Consider the following 17,386-nt stretch of genomic DNA (forward strand, 5'->3'; position numbering starts at 1 on the left):
CGAACCGAGGTCCCGCCATGCCGTTCTCCTTCCGCCCGACCCGTCGCGGCCTGCTCGCCGCAGGCGGCGCCACCGCCCTCGGCGCGCTGCTCGCCGCCTGCGGATCCTCCGGCGACAAGGGCTCCGGCAAGGGCGGCGACCAGGCCTCCGGCGGCGCGAACTCCGGTGCGGGCAAGGGTCCGTGGAGCTACACCGACGACCGCGGCAAGACCGTCACCGCCAAGTCCGTACCGACCCGGGTGGTGGCCTTCACCGGTGCGGCCGCCGCCCTCGCCGACTTCGGCCTGGACAAGCAGCTGGTCGGCGTCTTCGGCGAGACGAAGACCGCCGACGGCAAGGCCGACCCGCAGGCCGGCAGCCTGAACGTCGATCAGGTCGAGATCATCGGCAACGCCTGGGGCGAGTTCTCCATCGAGAAGTACGCGGCGCTGCGCCCCGAGTTGCTGGTGACCCACATGTACGACCCGGACGCGTACTGGTACGTGCCGGACGAGTCCAAGGACAAGATCCTGCAGCTCGCCCCGTCGGTGCTGACCTCCACCGGCCGGGTGTCGATCCGTCAGCCGATCGAGCACTACGCCAAGCTGGCCGAGTCGCTCGGCGCGGACCTGAAGGCGACCGAGGTCGTCGACGCCAAGGCGCGTTTCGAGCAGGCCTCCGAGGCGCTGCGGCAGGCCGTCAAGGCGGCCGGCGGGATCAAGGTGATGGCCTGCTCGGGCAGCGCCGACCTGTTCTACGTCTCCAACCCGAAGATCTCCTGCGACCTGCTCTACTTCGCCGAGCTGGGCGTGGAGTTCATCCAGCCGGAGAAGACCGACGGCGGCGACTACTACGAGGGCCTGAGCTGGGAGAACGCCGGCAAGTACGCGGCGGACATCCTGCTGCTCGACCAGCGTTCCACCGCCCTCCAGCCCAAGGACCTGGCCGCCAAGCCCGCCTGGGGCCAGCTGCCCGCCGTGAAGGCCGAGCAGGTCACCCCGTGGGACGCGGTGCCGCGGTTCTCGTACGCCGGTTTCGCTCCGCTGCTGGAGCGCCTGACCGCCGCGATCCAGAAGTCCCGCAAGCTGGGCTGAGACCGCTCCGCGCCGGGTGGCGGGCCATCGGGCCGGCCCGCCGCCCGCGCGTCCGCAGGCCGGCCAGGCACCGCCCGAGGACATCCGGCGACACCCGACGCCACCAGCCCTTAATGCCCCATCAGTGCTCCTGCAAAAGAGTTGCAATAAGGTGGCCCTCGCAACGGATCATCCGTCGACCGAGAGGGGCTGCTCAACCATGGGTGCCTACACGCTGCCTGACCTGCCCTACGACTACTCCGCCCTGGAGCGGGCGATGTCCGCCGAAATCCTGGAGCTCCACCACTCCAAGCACCACCAGGCGTACGTCAACGGCGCCAACCTGACGCTGGAGCAGCTCGCCGAAGCCCGCGACAAGGAGCAGTTCGGCCCGCTGGTCGGCCTGCAGAAGACCCTGGCCTTCAACCTGTCCGGCCACGTCCTGCACTCGCTGTTCTGGCAGAACCTCTCCCCCGAGGGCGGCGACCGCCCGGAGGGCGCGCTGGCCGACGCCATCACCGAGCACTTCGGCACCTTCGAGGCGTTCAAGCAGCAGCTCACCACCGCCACCGTCGGCGTCCAGGGCTCCGGCTGGGGCATCCTCTCCTGGGAGCCGCTCGGCAAGCGCCTGATCGTCGAGCAGGTCTACGACCACCACGGCAACGTGGGCCAGGGCACCGTCCCGCTGCTCGCCTTCGACGCCTGGGAGCACGCCTACTACCTGCAGTACAAGAACGTCCGCCCCGACTACGTCACCCGCCTGTGGGACGTCGTGAACTGGCAGGACGTCACCACCCGTTTCACCGCCGCCACGTCCGCCTGACGCCTGCCCCGCAGACGACCGACGGCACCCGACGGCCCTGAACTTCCCGGGGCCGCACGCCACTTCGCGTGCGGCCCCGCTCAGAAGTCGAGGAACTGGTGGTCGCTCCTGATCAGTCCTTCCTCGGTGAACACCACGAAGTCGAATCCGACGGACACCACCGCCCCCGAAGCGCGCTCCACCATCTCCCAGCCGAACCGCACCGTCCCGTGGTGCCCGTCCGCATGCGGCGCGGCCCGGAACAGGTACTCCCCCGGCGCCACCCACTTCTCGTACGCACTGCCGATCCGTGCCTCCAACTCCTCGTGCCCGCACACCACTTGCCAGGGCGTGAAGTGCCGGGCATCCGGCGCGAACATCGCCGCGATCCCCTCCCGCCGCACCCCCGGATCCGGCTCGTGCCACAGCCGGACGTAGCGCCGCGCGAACTCGTTCGGATCAGTCATGGCCGTCCTTCTCCGTAGCTTCCTCGATGTGGGGCCGGCGTCGTGTCGCCCGAACCCGCCGCTCACCCGCCCCGGCGGCACCTGCCTGCCGGCGACGGCCCGGTCCCTCCCGGGGATTTCCCGGTGCCGGCGCCCGGTCGCTCCCACGGGCCTCCCGGCGTCTGCGCCGATGCCCGGCCCGGCCCGGTTCGCGGCCATTCTCTCGGCGGCGGCGGTCAGGGCGTTGAAGATTCTTGCTCGGTTCCCGCCGGGGAGTCCGCCCGTCGCAGCGTGGCCCGGACGACCTTGGGGAGCTCGCCGGCGTACTGGCGGAACACCCGGGTCAGGTGGGCCTGGTCGGCGAAGCCGTGCGTCGCGGCCAGTTCGCGCAGCGGCCGGCCGCCGCCGAGTTCCTCCACCACCGCGCGCACCCGCAGCTGATTGCGGTAGCCGGTGAGGGTGCGCCCGGTGACCGCCCGGAAGACCCGGCTGAGGTGGAACGGGGAGCAGCCGAGCTGCCGGCCGAGTTCCTCCAGTCCCAGGTTCGGCGGCCCGTCGATCAGCGCGGCACAGGCCCGGTGGGCGAGTCTCCGATGCGCGACGGCAGTCGCCGCGCGGGCGGGCTCGCGGACGGCGCAGGTCAGTCCGGCGACCAGGCGGTTGGCCCGCTCCGCCACCTCGAACGGCTCCGCGCCGGCCCGGCAGGCGGCGACGAGGCGGCGGTGGGCGAGGTCTTGGCGCGCGTCCACCGGCAGCACCCGCGAGGCGGCCGCGCCCGGGCACTCGCCGTGCACGTCCTGGTGGAACTGGAGCACCGTGCTCAGGTCGGGCGCCCGGGCCAGGCGGGCGACGGCCGCGTCGTCCCCGCAGCGCAGCAGGAAGCCCGTGGTCGGGTCGACGAGGTCCTCGCGGTCGCCGCTGCGCAGCACCAGGCACCCCGAGCGGATCAGCGAGACGACGAGCACCGCCCCGTCCGGCTGCCCGGTCGCGGCCGTCCTGAACGAGCGGTGGTCCTGGCAGCACGCGAGCTCGGTGATCCGCAGACCTGCCTGCTGTGCCAGGCAGGTCCGGGCCGCCTGGAGATCCTGTGTCATTCCGCCCTCCTCGGTGTTCGAACCAATTCCCCGGACCAGCAGTCTGGTCGCGGCCGGGAGCGGGAACCCGGGCCGATGGGGCGCTTGGCGCGGACCAATTCAAAGATGACTCAAACACGCCAAAAGGCTGGACAAACGATCTCGCCCACTGCGCCTTTCCGGAATCCATTCCGCCGGAACGGAATTCAACCAACGCTGCACGATCCCCGCCCCACACCCCCACCGAACCGCCCGCAGGATTTGACCCCACAACCCGCGCATTACGCTTTACAATGACCGTGGAAACACCGTCCTGCCTGATCACAGCACCTGCGACAGCGCCGCCCCGGACCGCCCCGCATTACCTCGCCCATAGACGCCCGACCGCACTTCGAGGGGGAGCGGGACGGGCCATGCCGGCGACTGCCGAGAATACGCAAGCAACCTGCGAAATCCGACGGGCCGCAGCGGCCGGCGCCCCGCCCGGCCGCTGCGGGGCACCGACTCCGCCGGGGAGCCCGCAGGCCGGGACAGGGGCGTCGAGCACTGGCTCTGTCCGGGCGCGGGCCGTCCGCCGTCCCGCCGATCATCCCGACGAACACCACGAAAAGCTCCGAAAGCGTCACCGGACGCATAAGGCCCGAACTGCATTTAAACGGACTTAAGTTTGGCATGCATACGCCCGTGTATGCTGGCTTGGCTCCTGGCATGTGCCACGGGCGAACAGGGGGTGTGAGTCTCACATGGAGCACTTGCAGGGAAATTCCACCACAACGGGAACAGCGACCGAAAATGACAGTGCCACGGGTTATTGGCGCTTCGGACTCCTCGGGTCGCTGGAAGTCACCTCGGACACGCACCAGCGAAAGCAATTGGGTGGCTCGAAGAACGAGAAAGTGCTCGCCATCCTGTTACTGGAGTCGGGACGAGTCGTTCCCACCACCCGCCTGACGGCGGCACTGTGGGAGGAATTCCCGCCGCGCACCGCGACCCACCAGGTCCGCAAGGCGATCGGCGAACTCCGGCTCCGCATACCGAAGAACGTGGCGAGGATCTGCACCGAGGGGCCCGGCTACCGGCTCCAGCTGGAGTCGGCCCGGGTCGACCTGCACGAGTTCAAGCGGGAGCTCGAACTGGCCCGGCAGGCCGACCCGTTGAACTCCGCCGCGGTGGCGGGCCATCTGCGGTCCGCCCTCGCGCTGTGGCGGGGCGAGGCCCTGGCCGGGATCAGCGGCCGGATCATCGAGGCTGCGGCGACCGCTCTGGAGGACAGCCGGCTGGCCGCCTACGAGTGGCTGTGCAACGTCCAGGTCAATCCCGACGAGGCCGCCACCACCGTCTCCGAGCTGCGCGAACTGGTCGACCGGCATCCGCTCCGCGAGTCGCTGCGGCACGCGCTGATGCTCTCCCTGTACCGCAGCGGCCGGCAGGCCGAGGCGCTCGCGGAGTACAACCGGGCGCGGGAGCTGCTGGCCGACGAACTCGGGATCGACCCCGGCGCCGCGCTCAACAACCTGCACGCGGCGATCCTCTCCGCCGACCCCGCGCTGCTGGCCACCGCGGAGCCCGCGCCGTTGCCCGCGCCGTCGCCCGCCGATCCCGCCGCACCGGGTGCGGCGGCGGCCCTCCGGCCCCCGGCCGCCCTCCCGGCCCCGGCCGCCCCGTCCTCCGTCGTCCCCCTCGCGCCCACGGCCTGGCCGCGGCAGAACCCCGGCACCCCTCCCCCCAGCACCCTGCCCTACGACATCGACGACTTCACCGGCCGGCAGGAGGAACTCGACTGGTTCGCCGACCTGTTGAAGGCCCCGGGCCCCGCGCCGCGACTGATCGCCGTCGACGGGATGGGCGGGAGCGGGAAGACCTCGCTCGCCGTGCACCTGGCGCACCGCATCGCGGACAAGTTCCCGGACGGGCAGGTCTTCGTCGACCTGCACGGCTTCACCCCGGGCTGCGAGCCGCTGCGGCCGGAGGCGGTGCTGGACGTGCTCCTGCGCAGCTTCGGCGTCAACGGCGACCAGGTGCCCGAGGGCCTGGCGGAACGCACCGCGGCCTGGCGCACGGCCTGCGCGAACCGCAGGCTCCTCCTCGTCCTGGACAACGTGCTCGACGAGACGCAGATCCTGCCGCTGATCCCGTCGTCGCCGAACTGCCTGGCGATCGTCACCAGTCGCCGCCGGCTGGTGAACCTCGACGGCGCCGCCCAGCTCTCCATCGGGCAGCTGCCGCCGGAGGAGGGCGTGGCCCTGGTGGAGCGGATCGTCGGCGTCGAGCGGTGCGCGGCGGAGCCGGAGGCCGTGGCCCAACTGGTCAGCCTCTGCGGCGGGTTGCCGCTGGCGCTGCGGATCGCCGCGGCCCGGCTGCGGCACCGCCGGCACTGGACGTTCGGGCATCTGGTCATGCGGCTGAGCGTGCGCCCGACCGGTCTGGACGAGTTGAGCACCGGCGACCGCGACGTGGTGGAGAGCCTGAAGCTGTCCTTCCTGGTGCTCCGCCCGGAGCAGCAGCGGGCGTTCCGGCTGCTGGGCCTCAACCCGGGTTCCGACATCGAGGTCGGCGCGGCGGCGGCGCTGTTCGGGACGGCGTTCGAGGAGGCCGAGCGGATCCTTGAGTCGCTGATCGACGTGCACCTGCTGGAGCAGCCCGAGTTCGGCCGGTTCAGCTTCCACGACCTGGTGCGGGACTTCGCCCGCAGCCTCGCCGCCTCCAGTGCCGAACCCCAGGAGGACGCGGCGCGATTCGCCGCCCTGGTGGACTACTACGTGGCGGCCGCCGAGGCCGCCGCCGACGTGCTGTTCCCCGGGCGGCTGCGCTATCTCGCCGAGCCGGTCCCGGCCGAGCCGTACGTGCTGCCGGCCTGGACCCCGCAGCTCGCGCTGAAGTGGTTCGACCGGGAGCGCCGCAACCTGATCGCCCTGCTGCGGGCGGCCTCCGACGCCGGGCTGCACCGGCAGGCCGCGGGCCTGCCGCGCAACCTCGGCGCGTACCTGACCCTCCAGGAGCACCCGCAGGAGCTCCTGGAGGTCAACGAGATCTCCGTCGCGGCCGCCCGGCGCCTGGGCGACAAGCTGCTGCTGCGGCTGAGCCTGACCAACGCCGGCCTGGGCCACTGGCTGTCCGGGCTGTGCGGCAAGGGGATCAAGTACCTGGAGGAGGCACTGGAGCTGGCGATCGAGATCGGGGACCGGCACGGCCAGGCCGCCTGCCTCAGCCGCCTCGGCTCGTTCCACAACTCGCTGGGCCGGTCGCAGGAGGCGCTGCACTACCTGCGCCGGGCGCTGCCGATCCTGCGCAGCCTGTCCGACCACCGCGAGGAGGCCAACGCCCTCAATGCGATCAGCTCCGCCCTCAACGTGCTGTGCCAGCACAAGGAGGCCGAGAAGGCCGCCTTCATGGCGTTGAAGCTGGGCCGGCGGATGAGCAACCTCAGCGACGAGGCGCTCGCCCTGCTCAACATCGCGGAGGCCCAACTCGGCCTGGCCGAGTGGGAGATGGCGATCCACCGGTTCCAGCAGGCGGCCGACACCTACGCCCAGCTGCGCAACACGACGATGGTCTGCGTGGTGGACGCCTGGCGGGCGTACGCGCTCCGGCGCGCCGGGCACGCGAAGCAGGCGATGGACCTGGCCGAGCGGGTGCTCGCGGTGGAGATCGGCTCGCCGATGCGCCGCGCCGCCATCGCCAACCTGCTCGGCGCCGTTCTGCTGGGCGAGGGGTACGAGCAGCGCGCCGAGGACCAGCACGAGTCGGCCCGCCGGGACGCCGGGGCGGTCGAGAACATCTTCGAACTCGCCCTCGCGCTCGACGGCCTGGCCGCGGTCGCGCTGCGGAGCGGCCGGCCCGGCGCGGCCGCCGCGTCCTACGCCAAGGAGGCGGAGGCGCTCTTCGCCCGGATCGGCACGCCGGTGTGCTGCCGCCGGCAGACCGAATAGCCGCTTCCCGGCATCCCGTTCCCGGCACTCCGTTCTCCCGGCGCACCGTTTCCCGGTGCGCCGTTCCCGGCCCGTCGTCACCGAGCAGGTGGCGGCGGGCCGGCCGTTTCCGCCGCGCACGGGGGATCCGCGGGGTAAGGCGGCCGGCCCGCCGCGGTCAGTGGCCGGAGCCGGCGGGGACGAGGTTCGGACTCGGGTTGTCCGTGGTGGGCCCTCCGCCGAACGCCTGCTCCCGGCCCGTCGAAGCGGCCCCGATCCCGGTGACGGGAAGGGGAGTTGCGGCCGCGAGGGAAGGCACTCGGTGGGTGACGCGACGCATGGCTGGAAGCTCCCTTTCCGTGGTGTGTGTGACGTGCGTGACCACGCTCGCACAGAGAGGTACCGATCGAGTCCTGTTCGAGCGCCGCTCGATCCCGGTGCGGGCTCCGCCCCCGGGAGCGGACTGGTACGGCCGCGGGACACCGCCTTGCGACGGTTGGCGCGCTCAGAAGGCGAATCGAGTAGAGCAAGAGCAAAGGAACGTGACACAGATGCGGGAATTCCATATCGGTGGCCACCGGATTGCCGATGACACCGACGCCTATGTGATCGCCGAGATCGGCCACAACCACGGTGGCAGCCTCGAACAGGCCGAGGCCCTGTTCCGGATGGCGGCCGAGGCCGGCGCGAGTGCCGCGAAGCTCCAGAAGCGCGACAACAAGTCCCTGTTCACGCGGGCCATGTACGACCAGCCCTACACCGGGCGCAACTCCTACGGCCCCACCTACGGCGCGCACCGCGAGGCGCTGGAGTTCGGCCTCGACGAGTACAAGCACCTCTCCGGCGTGGCTGCGGAGCTCGGCATCGACTTCTTCTCCACCGCCTTCGACCTGCCGAGCGTCGACTTCCTGGCCGAGCTCGACCTGGCCGCGATCAAGATCGCCTCGGCGGACCTGACCAACACCCCGCTGCTGCGCTACGCCGCGCAGACCGGCAAGGCCCTGGTGGTGAGCACCGGCGGCGCCACCATGGCGGAGGTCCGGCGCGCCTGCGAGGCCATCCTGCCGATCAACACCAACCTGGCCCTGCTCCAGTGCACGGCCATCTACCCGGCCACCCCCGAGGACCTGAACCTCTCGGTGATCCAGACCTTCCGCGAGGAGTTCCCGGAGGTCGTCGTCGGCTTCTCCGGTCACGACCTCGGCCCCGAGGCGAGCCTGCTGGCCTACGCCCTCGGCGCGCGCGTCGTCGAGAAGCACATCACCCTCGACCAGACGCTGCCGGGCACCGACCACGCGTTCTCGCTCAACCCGGTGGAGCTGGCCGAGCTGACCGCCGGTCTCCGCCGCGCCAAGGCCGCCCTGGGCTCGCCGATCAAGCGCTGCAGCGAGACCGAGGCCCCCGCGGTGCGCAAGATGGGCAAGAAGCTCGTCGCCGCGCGCGAGCTGCCGGCCGGCCACAAGCTCACCGCCGAGGACATCGCCTGCAAGTCGCCGGGCGACGGCCTCAAGCCGTACCAGCTGGAGCAGGTCATCGGCATGACCCTCTCGGTCGCGCTGACCGAGGACGACGCGATCCTGCCGGACCACCTGGCCGCCGGCGACGCGCTGACCGCGCTGATCGAATCCGAGGCCGGCACGCATGCCGATTGACCTGACCGGCCGGGTGGCCGTGGTCACCGGCGCGGCAGGTCGGCTCGGCACGGTGTGGAGCGGCGCGCTGCTCTCCGCCGGGGCCGACGTCCTCGGACTCGACCTCAGGGCGTCCGTCCCGGACGCCCTGGCCGACCTGCCCGCCGGCTCGGGGCGCTACCTGCCCCTGGCCGCCGACGTCACCTCGCGCGGCTCGCTCCAGGAGGCCCTCGCGACCTGCCTGGACGAGCTGGGCAGCCCGACCATTCTGGTGAACAACGCGGGCATCGACCACCCGCCCAGCGCCGAGCGGGGCGGCTGGACCTTCGCCGACGTCCCGGAGGAGTCCGTCGGCAGCATCCTGGACGTCAACGTCCGCGGCGTGCTGCTGATGTGTCAGGTCTTCGGCGTCCACATGGCCGAGCAGGGCCGCGGCTCGGTGATCAACATCGGATCGCTGTACGGGAACGTGGCCCCCTACCCGCCGCTCTACGACCACATCCCGCTCGACCCGCCGTTCCTCAAGCACCCGGCCTACGGCATGTCCAAGGGCGCGGTGCACAACCTGACCCGGTACCTGGCCGCGTACTGGGGGGCGGACGGCGTGCGCGTCAACACCCTGTCCCCCGGCGGCGTGCTCGGCGGCCAGGACCCGGAGTTCCGGCGGAAGTTCGCCGAGCGGGTCCCGATGGGCCGGATGGCGGTGGACGGCGACCTGACCGGTCCGCTGCTGTTCCTCGCCTCCGAGCTCAGCGGCTACGTCACCGGACAGGAACTGCTGTTGGACGGCGGCTATGTCAGCTGGTGACCGAACCCCCGAAGGAGAGACAATGCCCGTCGCCCTGCACCGGGTGGAGGTCGCGGAGATCACCCGCGTCCTCGACGGGGTGGCAGACCCCCTGGAGCGCTGCCGTGCCTTCTCGGCACTCACCCGGATCAACACGCTGTACATGGTGATGCGCGCCGGCTCGGGCCACCTCGGCTCCAGCTTCAGCGCCGCGGACCTGGTCAGCCACCTGTACCTGCACGAGATGCGCGAGCCGCTGGCCGAGGACGGGGACCTCTACTTCTCCTCCAAGGGCCACGACGCGCCGGGCCTGTACGCCGCGCTGATCGGCCTCGGCGGGCTGCCCGAGGGGAAGCTGCACCGGCTGCGCCGCCTCGGCGGCCTGCCCGGGCACCCCGACGTGCACACCCCGCACATGCCCTTCAACACCGGCTCGCTCGGCATGGGCATCTCGAAGGCCAAGGGCGTGATCCTGGCCGACCGCCTGGCCGGCCGTTCGCGCCGGGTCTACGTGGTCACCGGTGACGGCGAGCTGCAGGAGGGCCAGAACTACGAGGCGCTGGCCGGCGCCGTCCAGCGCGGCATGAACGAGCTGACCGTCGTCGTCGACCACAACAAGATCCAGTCGGACACCTGGGTCGAGGACGTCAACAGCCTGGGCGACCTGGAGGCGCGCTTCGCCGGCTTCGGCTGGGGCGTGGTCCGTTGCGACGGCCACGACCAGGAGGCGCTGGAGGCCGCGTTCCGCAAGCGCTGGGAGTCCTTCCCGGAGCTGCCCGCGGTGGTCGTCGCGGACACCGTCAAGGGCGGCGGCTGCGAGGCCTTCGCCGCGACCTCGATGCCGGCGGCGTTCACCGACGACGACTCGGGGACGTTCTGGCGCTACCTGTTCCACAGCGGCGCCCCGGCGCCCGAGCACTACGAGGCCGCGCACGCGCAGCTCGTCGACTCGGCCCGGGAGATCCTCGACCGCAACGGCCTCGGCCCGCTGAACCTGGTGGCGGAGGAGCCGGCGCCGGACCGGCACCCCGGCACCGAGAAGCTCTTCGAGGCGTACGGCAAGGAGCTCACCGAGCTCGCCTCGCAGGACGAGCGGATCCTCGCGCTGGACGCGGACCTGGTGCTCGACACCGGCCTGATCCCGTTCGCCCAGACCCACCCGGACCGCTTCATCGAGTTCGGCATCGCCGAGCAGGACATGGTCTCCGCGGCGAGCGGCCTGGCTTCCCAGGGCCTGCTGCCGTTCGTGAACTCCTTCGCCTGCTTCCTGCACTCGCGGCCGTACGAGCAGATCTACAACAACGCCACCGAGGGCCGCCGGATCGTCTACATGGGCGCGCTGGCCGGTCTGCTGCCCGCCGCGCCGGGCCACTCGCACCAGGCGGTCCGCGACGTCGCCGCGTTCAGCGCCCTGCCGGGCCTGACGGTGATCCAGCCGGCCAACTGCGAGGGCGTGCGGCTGGCGGTGCGGCACTGCGTCGCGACCGACGAGAGCTTCTACCTGCGGCTGGAGAGCGTGGAGGTGCCCGCCCGGGTGGCCGCGCTGCCCGCCGCGGAGCTGCGCACCGGCCACGGCCGGGTGGTGCGCGAGGGCGGCCGTACCGTCCTGATCGGCGCCGGTCCGACCGTGCTCGACCAACTCCTTCAGGCCGCCGACCTGTTGGCGGAGCAGGGCGAGGCCCCGACGGTCGTCGAGCTGCCCTGGCTCAACCGGGTCGACGCCGACTGGCTGACCGAACTGGCCGCCGGCGCCGACCGCCTGATCGTGGTGGAGAACCACTACGTGCGCGGCGGCCAGGGCGACGTCGTCGCCCGCACGCTGGCCGAGCTGAACCTGCCGGAGTCGCCGGCGTTCCGCGGCCTGGGACTGACCGAGGTGCCGCTGTCCGGCACCCCGGAGGAGATCCTGCGCGCCCACGGACTGCACTTCGAGGACCTGGCCGACGCCGTCCTCGCGGAGTCCCGCGGAACCGCCACGGCCCTGCCCCTCGCTGTCGCCGCCCGCACGCGGCGTCCCGAAGAGAACGGAGAGATCTGATGGAAACGGTGTACAACGACGTCAAGCGGCCGTCCGAGGCGGTGATCGAGGAGTTCCGCGCCGTGCTGCGCGAGTACAGCCCCTCCTGCCTGGTGACCGACGCGCAGGGTCGGATGGGCGCGATCGGCGGGCTGCTGCCGGTCAAGCCGCACCACAAGATCGCCGGTCCGGCGCTGACCGTCAGCCTGTCGATCGACAACCTGGTCGACTGCATGCCGCTGCTCGCCAAGGCCCAGCCCGGCGACGTGATCGTGGTGGCCTGTCACGAGACCACCCGGACCGCGATGTGGGGCGGCCTGATGTCGACCCTGTCGCTGAAGGCGGGCATCGCCGGCGGCATCGTGGACGGCGCCATCCGCGACGTGGACGAGATCCGCGACCTGGAGTTCCCGGTCTGGTACCGCTCCACGGTGCCGCGCCCCTCGCCCAGCGCCGAGCACAACCGCACCGAGCCGGTGCAGTTCAACGTGCCGGTGGTGATCGACGGTCAGATCATCCACCCCGGCGACATCGTGGTCGCGGACGAGAACGGCATCGCCGTCGTCCCGGCCGAGGCCGCCGAGGAGGTCCTGGAGGGCACCGGCCGGCAGATCGCCAAGGAGAAGCTCATCCGGGACAAGATCAACTCCGGTGCCACCCTGCAGCAGCTCCTGACCGAATTCGGGCACCTCTAATGGGCGGCGCACGGCCGGAGCGGATCTACGTCACCGGCGCGGACGGAATGCTCGGACAGGCGCTGATCCGGGCTCTGGGCGAGGACCCGCGCACCGCGCACTGGCCGGTGCACGGCGTCTCGCTGGTCGACTTCGACATCGCGGACGGCCGTGCGCTCAGCCGATCGGTGGCCGAGTTCCGGCCTACGGTCGTGGTGCACCTCGCCGCCTGCGCGATCGTGGACACCTGCGAGGCGGACCCGCGCCTCGCGATGCGGGTCAACGTCGAGGGCACCCGGAACGTCGCCCAGGAGAGCCGTCGGGCCGGCGCGCGGATGGTGTACCTGTCCAGCGACTACGTCTTCGACGGCCTCGCGACCCCGGAACACGGCTACACCGAGCAGGACCTGCCCAACCCGGTCAGCGTCTACGGCCTGACCAAGGTGGCCGGCGAGCGGATCACCTCCCTGGTGCCCGACTCGCTGATCGTGCGGACGTCCTGGCTGTTCGGCGGCGCGGACGAGCGGGTGGACAACGTTCTCGCCGCGGTCCGCTCCGCCGAGCGCGGCGAGCCGGCCCCGCTGGTGAGCGACCAGTACAGCCTGCCGACCGGCACCCGTGACCTCGCCGAGGCGCTGGTGCACCTGCTGTGCCTGCCGGAGCCTCCCGGCGGCACCGTCCACATCGGCAACGGCGGACGGGCCAGCTGGTTCGACGTCGGGCTCGAACTCCAGTCGCTGCTGAAGGACGACGAGGGCCCGGCGCTCGCGCCGACCCCGATACCGATGGCCGACTGCGGCTTCGTGGGCGCACGGCCGGTGGACTCCACCCTCAACACCGACCGGCTCCGCTCGCTCGGGCACTCCATGACGACCTGGCGGGAGTCGCTCCGGACCTACCTGCGCACGCTCGGCATCGGCACGGCGACGACCGACGGAAAGGGGAACGCATGAGCGCCTCGGCCTCGCGCACCTCCTGGCGCAACTGGTCCGGCACCGCCCGGTGCACGCCGCAGCGCATCCTGCGCCCGGTCGGCGAAGCCGCGCTGGTGGACGCCGTGCTGATGGCCCGCCGGTTCGGCGTCGGCATCCGCGCGGCCGGCACCGGCCACTCGTTCAACCAGCTGGCCGTCACCGACGGCCTGCTGGTCGACCTGACCCGGCACACCGGCATCGTGTCCGTGGACCGCGCCGCGCCGTCGGTGACGGTGCGCTCCGGCACCCGGCTGGGCGACCTCGCCACCGCCCTGCGCCGGATCGGCCTGGCCCTGCCGAACATCGGCACGCTGGCCGAGCAGACCGTCGGCGGGGCGCTCGCGACCGGCAACCACGGCACCGGGCTGTCCTTCGGCCCGCTGTCGGGCCTGGTCACGGCGCTGCGCCTGGTCACCGCCGACGGCGCCGTGCACGCGCTGGACGCCGAGCACGACCCCGCGCTGTTCCACGCCGCCCGCACCTCGGTCGGCGCGCTCGGCCTGGTCTCCTCGATCACCTTCCGCTGCGTGCCGGCGTTCAACCTGGAGGTCCGGGAGAGCTCGGCCCCGCTCGACACGGTGCTGAAGGACTTCTCCGGCTGGGCCGCGAGCGCCGAGCACATCAGCATGTCCTGGCTGCCGTGGAAGCCCGAGGTCGGCATCCGGACGATGAACCGCACCGACGCCCCGCCGACCCCGCGGGCGCGGCTGCGCCGCTACACGACCACCGTGCAGGAACTGTGCTGCGGCGTGACGGGCGTGGCCGGCCGCGGCTCGTCGACGGCCGTCCCGGTGCTCAGCCGGGCGCTGGCCCGGCCCCTGCCGGGGCCGGCCGACTACGTGGACGTCTCCGACCAGGTGTTCACCTTCCCGCAGCCGGTGAAGCAGATCGCCCTCGAACACGCCCTGCCGCTGGACCGGACCCCGGACGCACTGCGCGAGTTGACGGGTGCGCTGAAGCGCGCCGGGCAGTACTCGCCGTACTCGGTGCTGGTCCGGGTGGGCGCCGGCGACGACTCGCCGCTCAGCCCCGCGTACGGCCGGGACACCGGCTACGTCAACCTCACCGTGTCGCGCAGCCCCGGCCAGGTGGAGCTGCTGCGGGTGATCGAGCACGTGATGCGCGCCCACGGCGGACGGCCGCACTGGGGCAAGGCGCACACCGCGACCGCCGAGGTGCTCGCACCCCGGTACCCGCGCTGGGCGGACTTCCAGCGCGAGCGGTCCCGCGTCGACCCCGACGGCGTCTTCGCCGGCGACTACGCGGTGCGCCTGCTCGGCCCGGTGGGCGCGCCGGAGCGAGCGGTCGTGGCATGACCCTCGACACGCTGCTGTTCGACTTCGACGGCCTGATCTGCGACACCGAGAACGCCGCCCGCGAGTCCTGGCAGCAGACCTACCGGGAGTTCGGTCTCGAACTCCCGGCGGGTCTGTGGGCCCGGATGCGCGGCCGGCACGACGGCGAGCTCCTCGCGGCGGACGACCTCGGCGAACGCCTGGGGCGGGCCATGACGGCGCAGGAGCTCGATCACCGGCGTGCGCTCAAGTCCGAACTCGCGCACGCCCAGCCGCTGTTGCCCGGGGTGGCCGAGCTGCTGGGCGAGGCCGACGGTCGCGGGCTCGGGATCGCGCTGGTGTCCAGCGCGGCGAGCTCGTGGGTGGAGGCGCACCTGCGGCGGCTCGGCGTGCGCGAGCACTTCCGGGCCGTCGTCACCGGCGACCTGCCGCTGCCCAACAAGCCGGCTCCCGACCTCTACCTCCACGCCCTGGCCGAACTCGGCGTCCGCGCGCACACCGCGGTGGCCTTCGAGGACTCGGTGCCCGGGGTGACCGCGGCCGTCGCGGCCTCGCTGCGCTGCGTCGCCGTGCCCGGCGCCGCGGCCGCCGCGGACCCGTCCGCGTTCGCCGGCGCGTCGGCGGTGGTGCCCACCCTCGAATCCCTGTCCCTCGACTCCCTCGAAAGGCTCTTCGACGATGAGTTCCGCAGCACCGCGGCGTGAGCCCGCCGCACACCTCGGTTCCCTGGCCGCTCCCGGCGTGGACAGCGCCGAGTGGATCTGGCGCAGCGGCCGGCTGCAGCCATGGGGCGAGGCCACGATCCACGTCAACGCCGTGGGCCACGCCTCGGTGGCGGCGGTCTTCGAGGGCATCAAGGCGTACCTGGCCGAGGACGGCGAGAACCTGCTGCTGTTCCGGTTGGAGGACCACCTGGACCGGCTGTACGCCTCCGCGCGCATCTGCCGGGTCGAGATCCCGTGGACGCGGGACGAGTTGACCGCGGCGATCGTCGAGCTGATGACGGCGAACAAGGCCTCGGACGACACCTACATCCGCCCGTGGGCGTTCCCCGAGGGCGTGATCCGGGAGCAGATGGTCCCGGCCGGGGTGCGCTGCGAGGTCGCCATCGACAGCTGGCCGTTCCAGTCCGGGTTCAAGCGGGAGGGCTGCCGGGCCGGGGTCAGCTCCTGGCTGCGGATCAGCGACGCGATCACGCCGCCGCGGGTCAAGGCGTTCTCGAACTACCACAACGGCCGCCTGGCGCTGATGGAGGCGCGGGAGAACGGGCACGACTGGCCGATCCTGCTCAACGACCAGCACAAGGTCAGCGAGGGCCCGGGCGCGTGCATCGCGATGGTCCGGGACGGCGTGGTGGTCACCCCGGCGCTGTCCAGCGGGGTGCTGGAGAGCGTCACCCGCTCCACCGCGCTGACCCTGCTCGCCGAGGAGGGCTACGAGGTCGAGGAGCGCACGGTGGACCGCACCGAGCTGTACCTCGCCGACGAGCTGTTCTTCCTGGGCACGGCCTGGGAGGTGCTGCCGATCACCACGGTGGACGGCCTGCGGGTCGGCAAGGGCGTCGCCGGACCGGTCACCGAGCACCTGTACGAGCTGTACTTCTCGCTGGTGCGCGGCCGTTCGGGCCGGCACCTCGGCTGGCTCACCCCGGTTCCGGTCAAGGCTCATGGCTGAGGCCGGGCAGGGCGTGATGGACGCCGTGGTGCTGCACGAGCCGGGCGGCCCCGAGCAACTGCGCTTCGAGCAGTTCCCGGTGCCGACGCCCGGCCCTGGCGAGGCGCTGGTCGAGGTCGCCGCGGCGGGCGTCAACTTCGTCGACCTGTACCTGCGTTCGGGCCGCTACCCGGTGCCGATGCCGGCCGTGCTCGGGCAGGAGGGCGCGGGCGTCGTGCGCGCGTTCGGGCCCGACACGGACCCGCACGGCCTCCGGGTCGGCGACCGGGTCGCCTGGGCGAACGTGCGCGGCGCCTACGCGCAGTTCGCCGTCGTCCCGGCCGAGCGGCTGGTGCCGGTGCCGGACGCGATCGACGACCGGACGGCGGCGGCGGTGCTGCTGCAAGGCATGACCGCGCACTACCTGGTGCACGACAGCCACCCGGTGCGGCCGGGCCAGAACGTGCTGGTCCAGGCCGCGGCGGGCGGCCTGGGGCTGCTGCTGACGCAGTGGGTGACGCTGCTCGGCGGCCGGGTGATCGGGACCGTCTCCACCGCCGAGAAGGAGCAGCTGGCGCGGAAGGCCGGCGCCGCCGAGGTGGTCCGCTACGGCCCGGACGCCGGCGACGTCCCGCTGTCCGAGCAGGTCCGGGCGCTGACCGGGGGCGAGGGGGTGGCCGCGGTCTACGACGGGGTCGGCGCCGCGACCTTCGCCCAGAGCCTGGCGTCACTGCGCCCGCGCGGCACCCTGGTGCTGCACGGCGCGGCGAGCGGCCCGGTCGACCCGGTCGATCCGGCGCTGCTGCAGGCGGGCGGATCGCTCTTCCTGACCCGCCCCGACCTCACCCATCACATCCGCGACCGGTCCGAACTCCTCGATCGGGCAAGGGCGGTGTTCGACGGCCTGGCACGGGGCATGCTGCGGCTGGACGCAGTGGGCGACCGTCCGCTCCACGAAGCGGCACAGGCCCACGCGGACCTCGCCGGGCGTCGCGTGCTCGGAAAGGTCGTGCTCGTCCCTGCCGCCGGCTCCGACCGGCGTCAGGCATTTGCAAGCAACTGAGAGGAAACCGT

The 17,386-nt window shown here is 72.3% G+C and carries 14 protein-coding genes; 12 read left to right on the forward strand and 2 right to left on the reverse strand.

The features are described from left to right. The first annotated feature begins 17 nt into the window (after positions 1-17). Both ACFV4P_RS17240 and ACFV4P_RS17245 read left to right on the forward strand, forming a co-directional pair. Positions 18-1,073, forward strand: a complete 1,056-nt coding sequence (locus ACFV4P_RS17240) for an ABC transporter substrate-binding protein (protein ID WP_380471867.1) — start codon at positions 18-20, stop codon at positions 1,071-1,073. A gap of 199 nt (positions 1,074-1,272) precedes the next feature. Then, the gene (locus tag ACFV4P_RS17245; protein WP_380471869.1) at positions 1,273-1,875 is read left to right on the forward strand and encodes a superoxide dismutase; all 603 of its coding nucleotides are present in this window, start codon (positions 1,273-1,275) and stop codon (positions 1,873-1,875) included. A gap of 80 nt (positions 1,876-1,955) precedes the next feature. Here the strand turns inward: ACFV4P_RS17245 and ACFV4P_RS17250 are convergent, their stop codons facing one another. Both ACFV4P_RS17250 and ACFV4P_RS17255 read right to left on the reverse strand, forming a co-directional pair. Continuing rightward, the gene (locus ACFV4P_RS17250) at positions 1,956-2,321 is read right to left on the reverse strand and encodes a nuclear transport factor 2 family protein (RefSeq protein WP_380471871.1); all 366 of its coding nucleotides are present in this window, start codon (positions 2,319-2,321) and stop codon (positions 1,956-1,958) included. A gap of 215 nt (positions 2,322-2,536) precedes the next feature. Further along, positions 2,537-3,394: a helix-turn-helix transcriptional regulator gene (locus ACFV4P_RS17255; protein WP_380471873.1), complete on the reverse strand. Its 858-nt coding sequence runs from the start codon at positions 3,392-3,394 to the stop codon at positions 2,537-2,539. Between the two features lie 875 nt (positions 3,395-4,269). Between ACFV4P_RS17255 and ACFV4P_RS17260 the strand changes: the two genes are divergently transcribed. The 10 genes from ACFV4P_RS17260 to ACFV4P_RS17305 all read left to right on the forward strand — a co-directional run bounded on the left by ACFV4P_RS17260 (position 4,270) and on the right by ACFV4P_RS17305 (position 17,375). Next, a complete protein-coding gene (locus tag ACFV4P_RS17260; protein ID WP_380471875.1) occupies positions 4,270-7,302 on the forward strand; it encodes a BTAD domain-containing putative transcriptional regulator in 3,033 nt (1,010 codons plus the stop codon). 530 nt (positions 7,303-7,832) lie between these two features. After that, the gene (locus ACFV4P_RS17265) at positions 7,833-8,933 is read left to right on the forward strand and encodes an N-acetylneuraminate synthase family protein (RefSeq protein WP_380471877.1); all 1,101 of its coding nucleotides are present in this window, start codon (positions 7,833-7,835) and stop codon (positions 8,931-8,933) included. After that, entirely contained in the window at positions 8,923-9,720 is a 798-nt protein-coding gene (locus ACFV4P_RS17270) for an SDR family oxidoreductase (protein WP_380471879.1), read from the forward strand. Before ACFV4P_RS17265 ends, ACFV4P_RS17270 begins: the two co-directional genes overlap by 11 nt. Before the next feature lie 22 nt (positions 9,721-9,742). Beyond that, positions 9,743-11,737: a transketolase C-terminal domain-containing protein gene (locus tag ACFV4P_RS17275; RefSeq protein WP_380471881.1), complete on the forward strand. Its 1,995-nt coding sequence runs from the start codon at positions 9,743-9,745 to the stop codon at positions 11,735-11,737. Next, complete coding sequence (locus ACFV4P_RS17280) at positions 11,737-12,411, forward strand: RraA family protein (RefSeq protein WP_073807533.1); 675 nt, start codon at positions 11,737-11,739, stop codon at positions 12,409-12,411. Before ACFV4P_RS17275 ends, ACFV4P_RS17280 begins: the two co-directional genes overlap by 1 nt. Further along, entirely contained in the window at positions 12,411-13,343 is a 933-nt protein-coding gene (locus tag ACFV4P_RS17285; RefSeq protein ID WP_380471883.1) for an SDR family oxidoreductase, read from the forward strand. The genes ACFV4P_RS17280 and ACFV4P_RS17285 overlap by 1 nt, the downstream gene beginning before the upstream one ends. Continuing rightward, a complete protein-coding gene (locus ACFV4P_RS17290; RefSeq protein WP_380471885.1) occupies positions 13,340-14,680 on the forward strand; it encodes a D-arabinono-1,4-lactone oxidase in 1,341 nt (446 codons plus the stop codon). The genes ACFV4P_RS17285 and ACFV4P_RS17290 overlap by 4 nt, the downstream gene beginning before the upstream one ends. Then, a complete protein-coding gene (locus tag ACFV4P_RS17295; protein WP_380471887.1) occupies positions 14,677-15,363 on the forward strand; it encodes an HAD family hydrolase in 687 nt (228 codons plus the stop codon). The genes ACFV4P_RS17290 and ACFV4P_RS17295 overlap by 4 nt, the downstream gene beginning before the upstream one ends. Then, entirely contained in the window at positions 15,338-16,333 is a 996-nt protein-coding gene (locus ACFV4P_RS17300; RefSeq protein ID WP_380471889.1) for a branched-chain amino acid transaminase, read from the forward strand. The genes ACFV4P_RS17295 and ACFV4P_RS17300 overlap by 26 nt, the downstream gene beginning before the upstream one ends. Continuing rightward, entirely contained in the window at positions 16,326-17,375 is a 1,050-nt protein-coding gene (locus ACFV4P_RS17305; protein ID WP_380471891.1) for a quinone oxidoreductase family protein, read from the forward strand. Before ACFV4P_RS17300 ends, ACFV4P_RS17305 begins: the two co-directional genes overlap by 8 nt. Positions 17,376-17,386 lie beyond the last annotated feature (11 nt).

This window comes from Kitasatospora sp. NPDC059795 (genome assembly GCF_042732175.1).
Taxonomy (GTDB): Bacteria; Actinomycetota; Actinomycetes; order Streptomycetales; family Streptomycetaceae; genus Kitasatospora.

What these genes read in the sequence shown, in the direction of transcription:
- ACFV4P_RS17290 (WP_380471885.1), top strand. Translation starts at nt 13,340, where the DNA reads ATGAGCGCCTCGGCCTCGCGCACCTCCTGGCGCAACTGGTCCGGCACC.
- ACFV4P_RS17240 (WP_380471867.1), top strand. Translation starts at nt 18, where the DNA reads ATGCCGTTCTCCTTCCGCCCGACCCGTCGCGGCCTGCTCGCCGCAGGC.
- ACFV4P_RS17265 (WP_380471877.1), top strand. Translation starts at nt 7,833, where the DNA reads ATGCGGGAATTCCATATCGGTGGCCACCGGATTGCCGATGACACCGAC.
- ACFV4P_RS17300 (WP_380471889.1), top strand. Translation starts at nt 15,338, where the DNA reads ATGAGTTCCGCAGCACCGCGGCGTGAGCCCGCCGCACACCTCGGTTCC.
- ACFV4P_RS17250 (WP_380471871.1), bottom strand. Translation starts at nt 2,321, where the DNA reads ATGACTGATCCGAACGAGTTCGCGCGGCGCTACGTCCGGCTGTGGCAC.
- ACFV4P_RS17295 (WP_380471887.1), top strand. Translation starts at nt 14,677, where the DNA reads ATGACCCTCGACACGCTGCTGTTCGACTTCGACGGCCTGATCTGCGAC.
- ACFV4P_RS17305 (WP_380471891.1), top strand. Translation starts at nt 16,326, where the DNA reads ATGGCTGAGGCCGGGCAGGGCGTGATGGACGCCGTGGTGCTGCACGAG.
- ACFV4P_RS17285 (WP_380471883.1), top strand. Translation starts at nt 12,411, where the DNA reads ATGGGCGGCGCACGGCCGGAGCGGATCTACGTCACCGGCGCGGACGGA.
- ACFV4P_RS17245 (WP_380471869.1), top strand. Translation starts at nt 1,273, where the DNA reads ATGGGTGCCTACACGCTGCCTGACCTGCCCTACGACTACTCCGCCCTG.
- ACFV4P_RS17275 (WP_380471881.1), top strand. Translation starts at nt 9,743, where the DNA reads ATGCCCGTCGCCCTGCACCGGGTGGAGGTCGCGGAGATCACCCGCGTC.
- ACFV4P_RS17280 (WP_073807533.1), top strand. Translation starts at nt 11,737, where the DNA reads ATGGAAACGGTGTACAACGACGTCAAGCGGCCGTCCGAGGCGGTGATC.
- ACFV4P_RS17270 (WP_380471879.1), top strand. Translation starts at nt 8,923, where the DNA reads ATGCCGATTGACCTGACCGGCCGGGTGGCCGTGGTCACCGGCGCGGCA.
- ACFV4P_RS17255 (WP_380471873.1), bottom strand. Translation starts at nt 3,394, where the DNA reads ATGACACAGGATCTCCAGGCGGCCCGGACCTGCCTGGCACAGCAGGCA.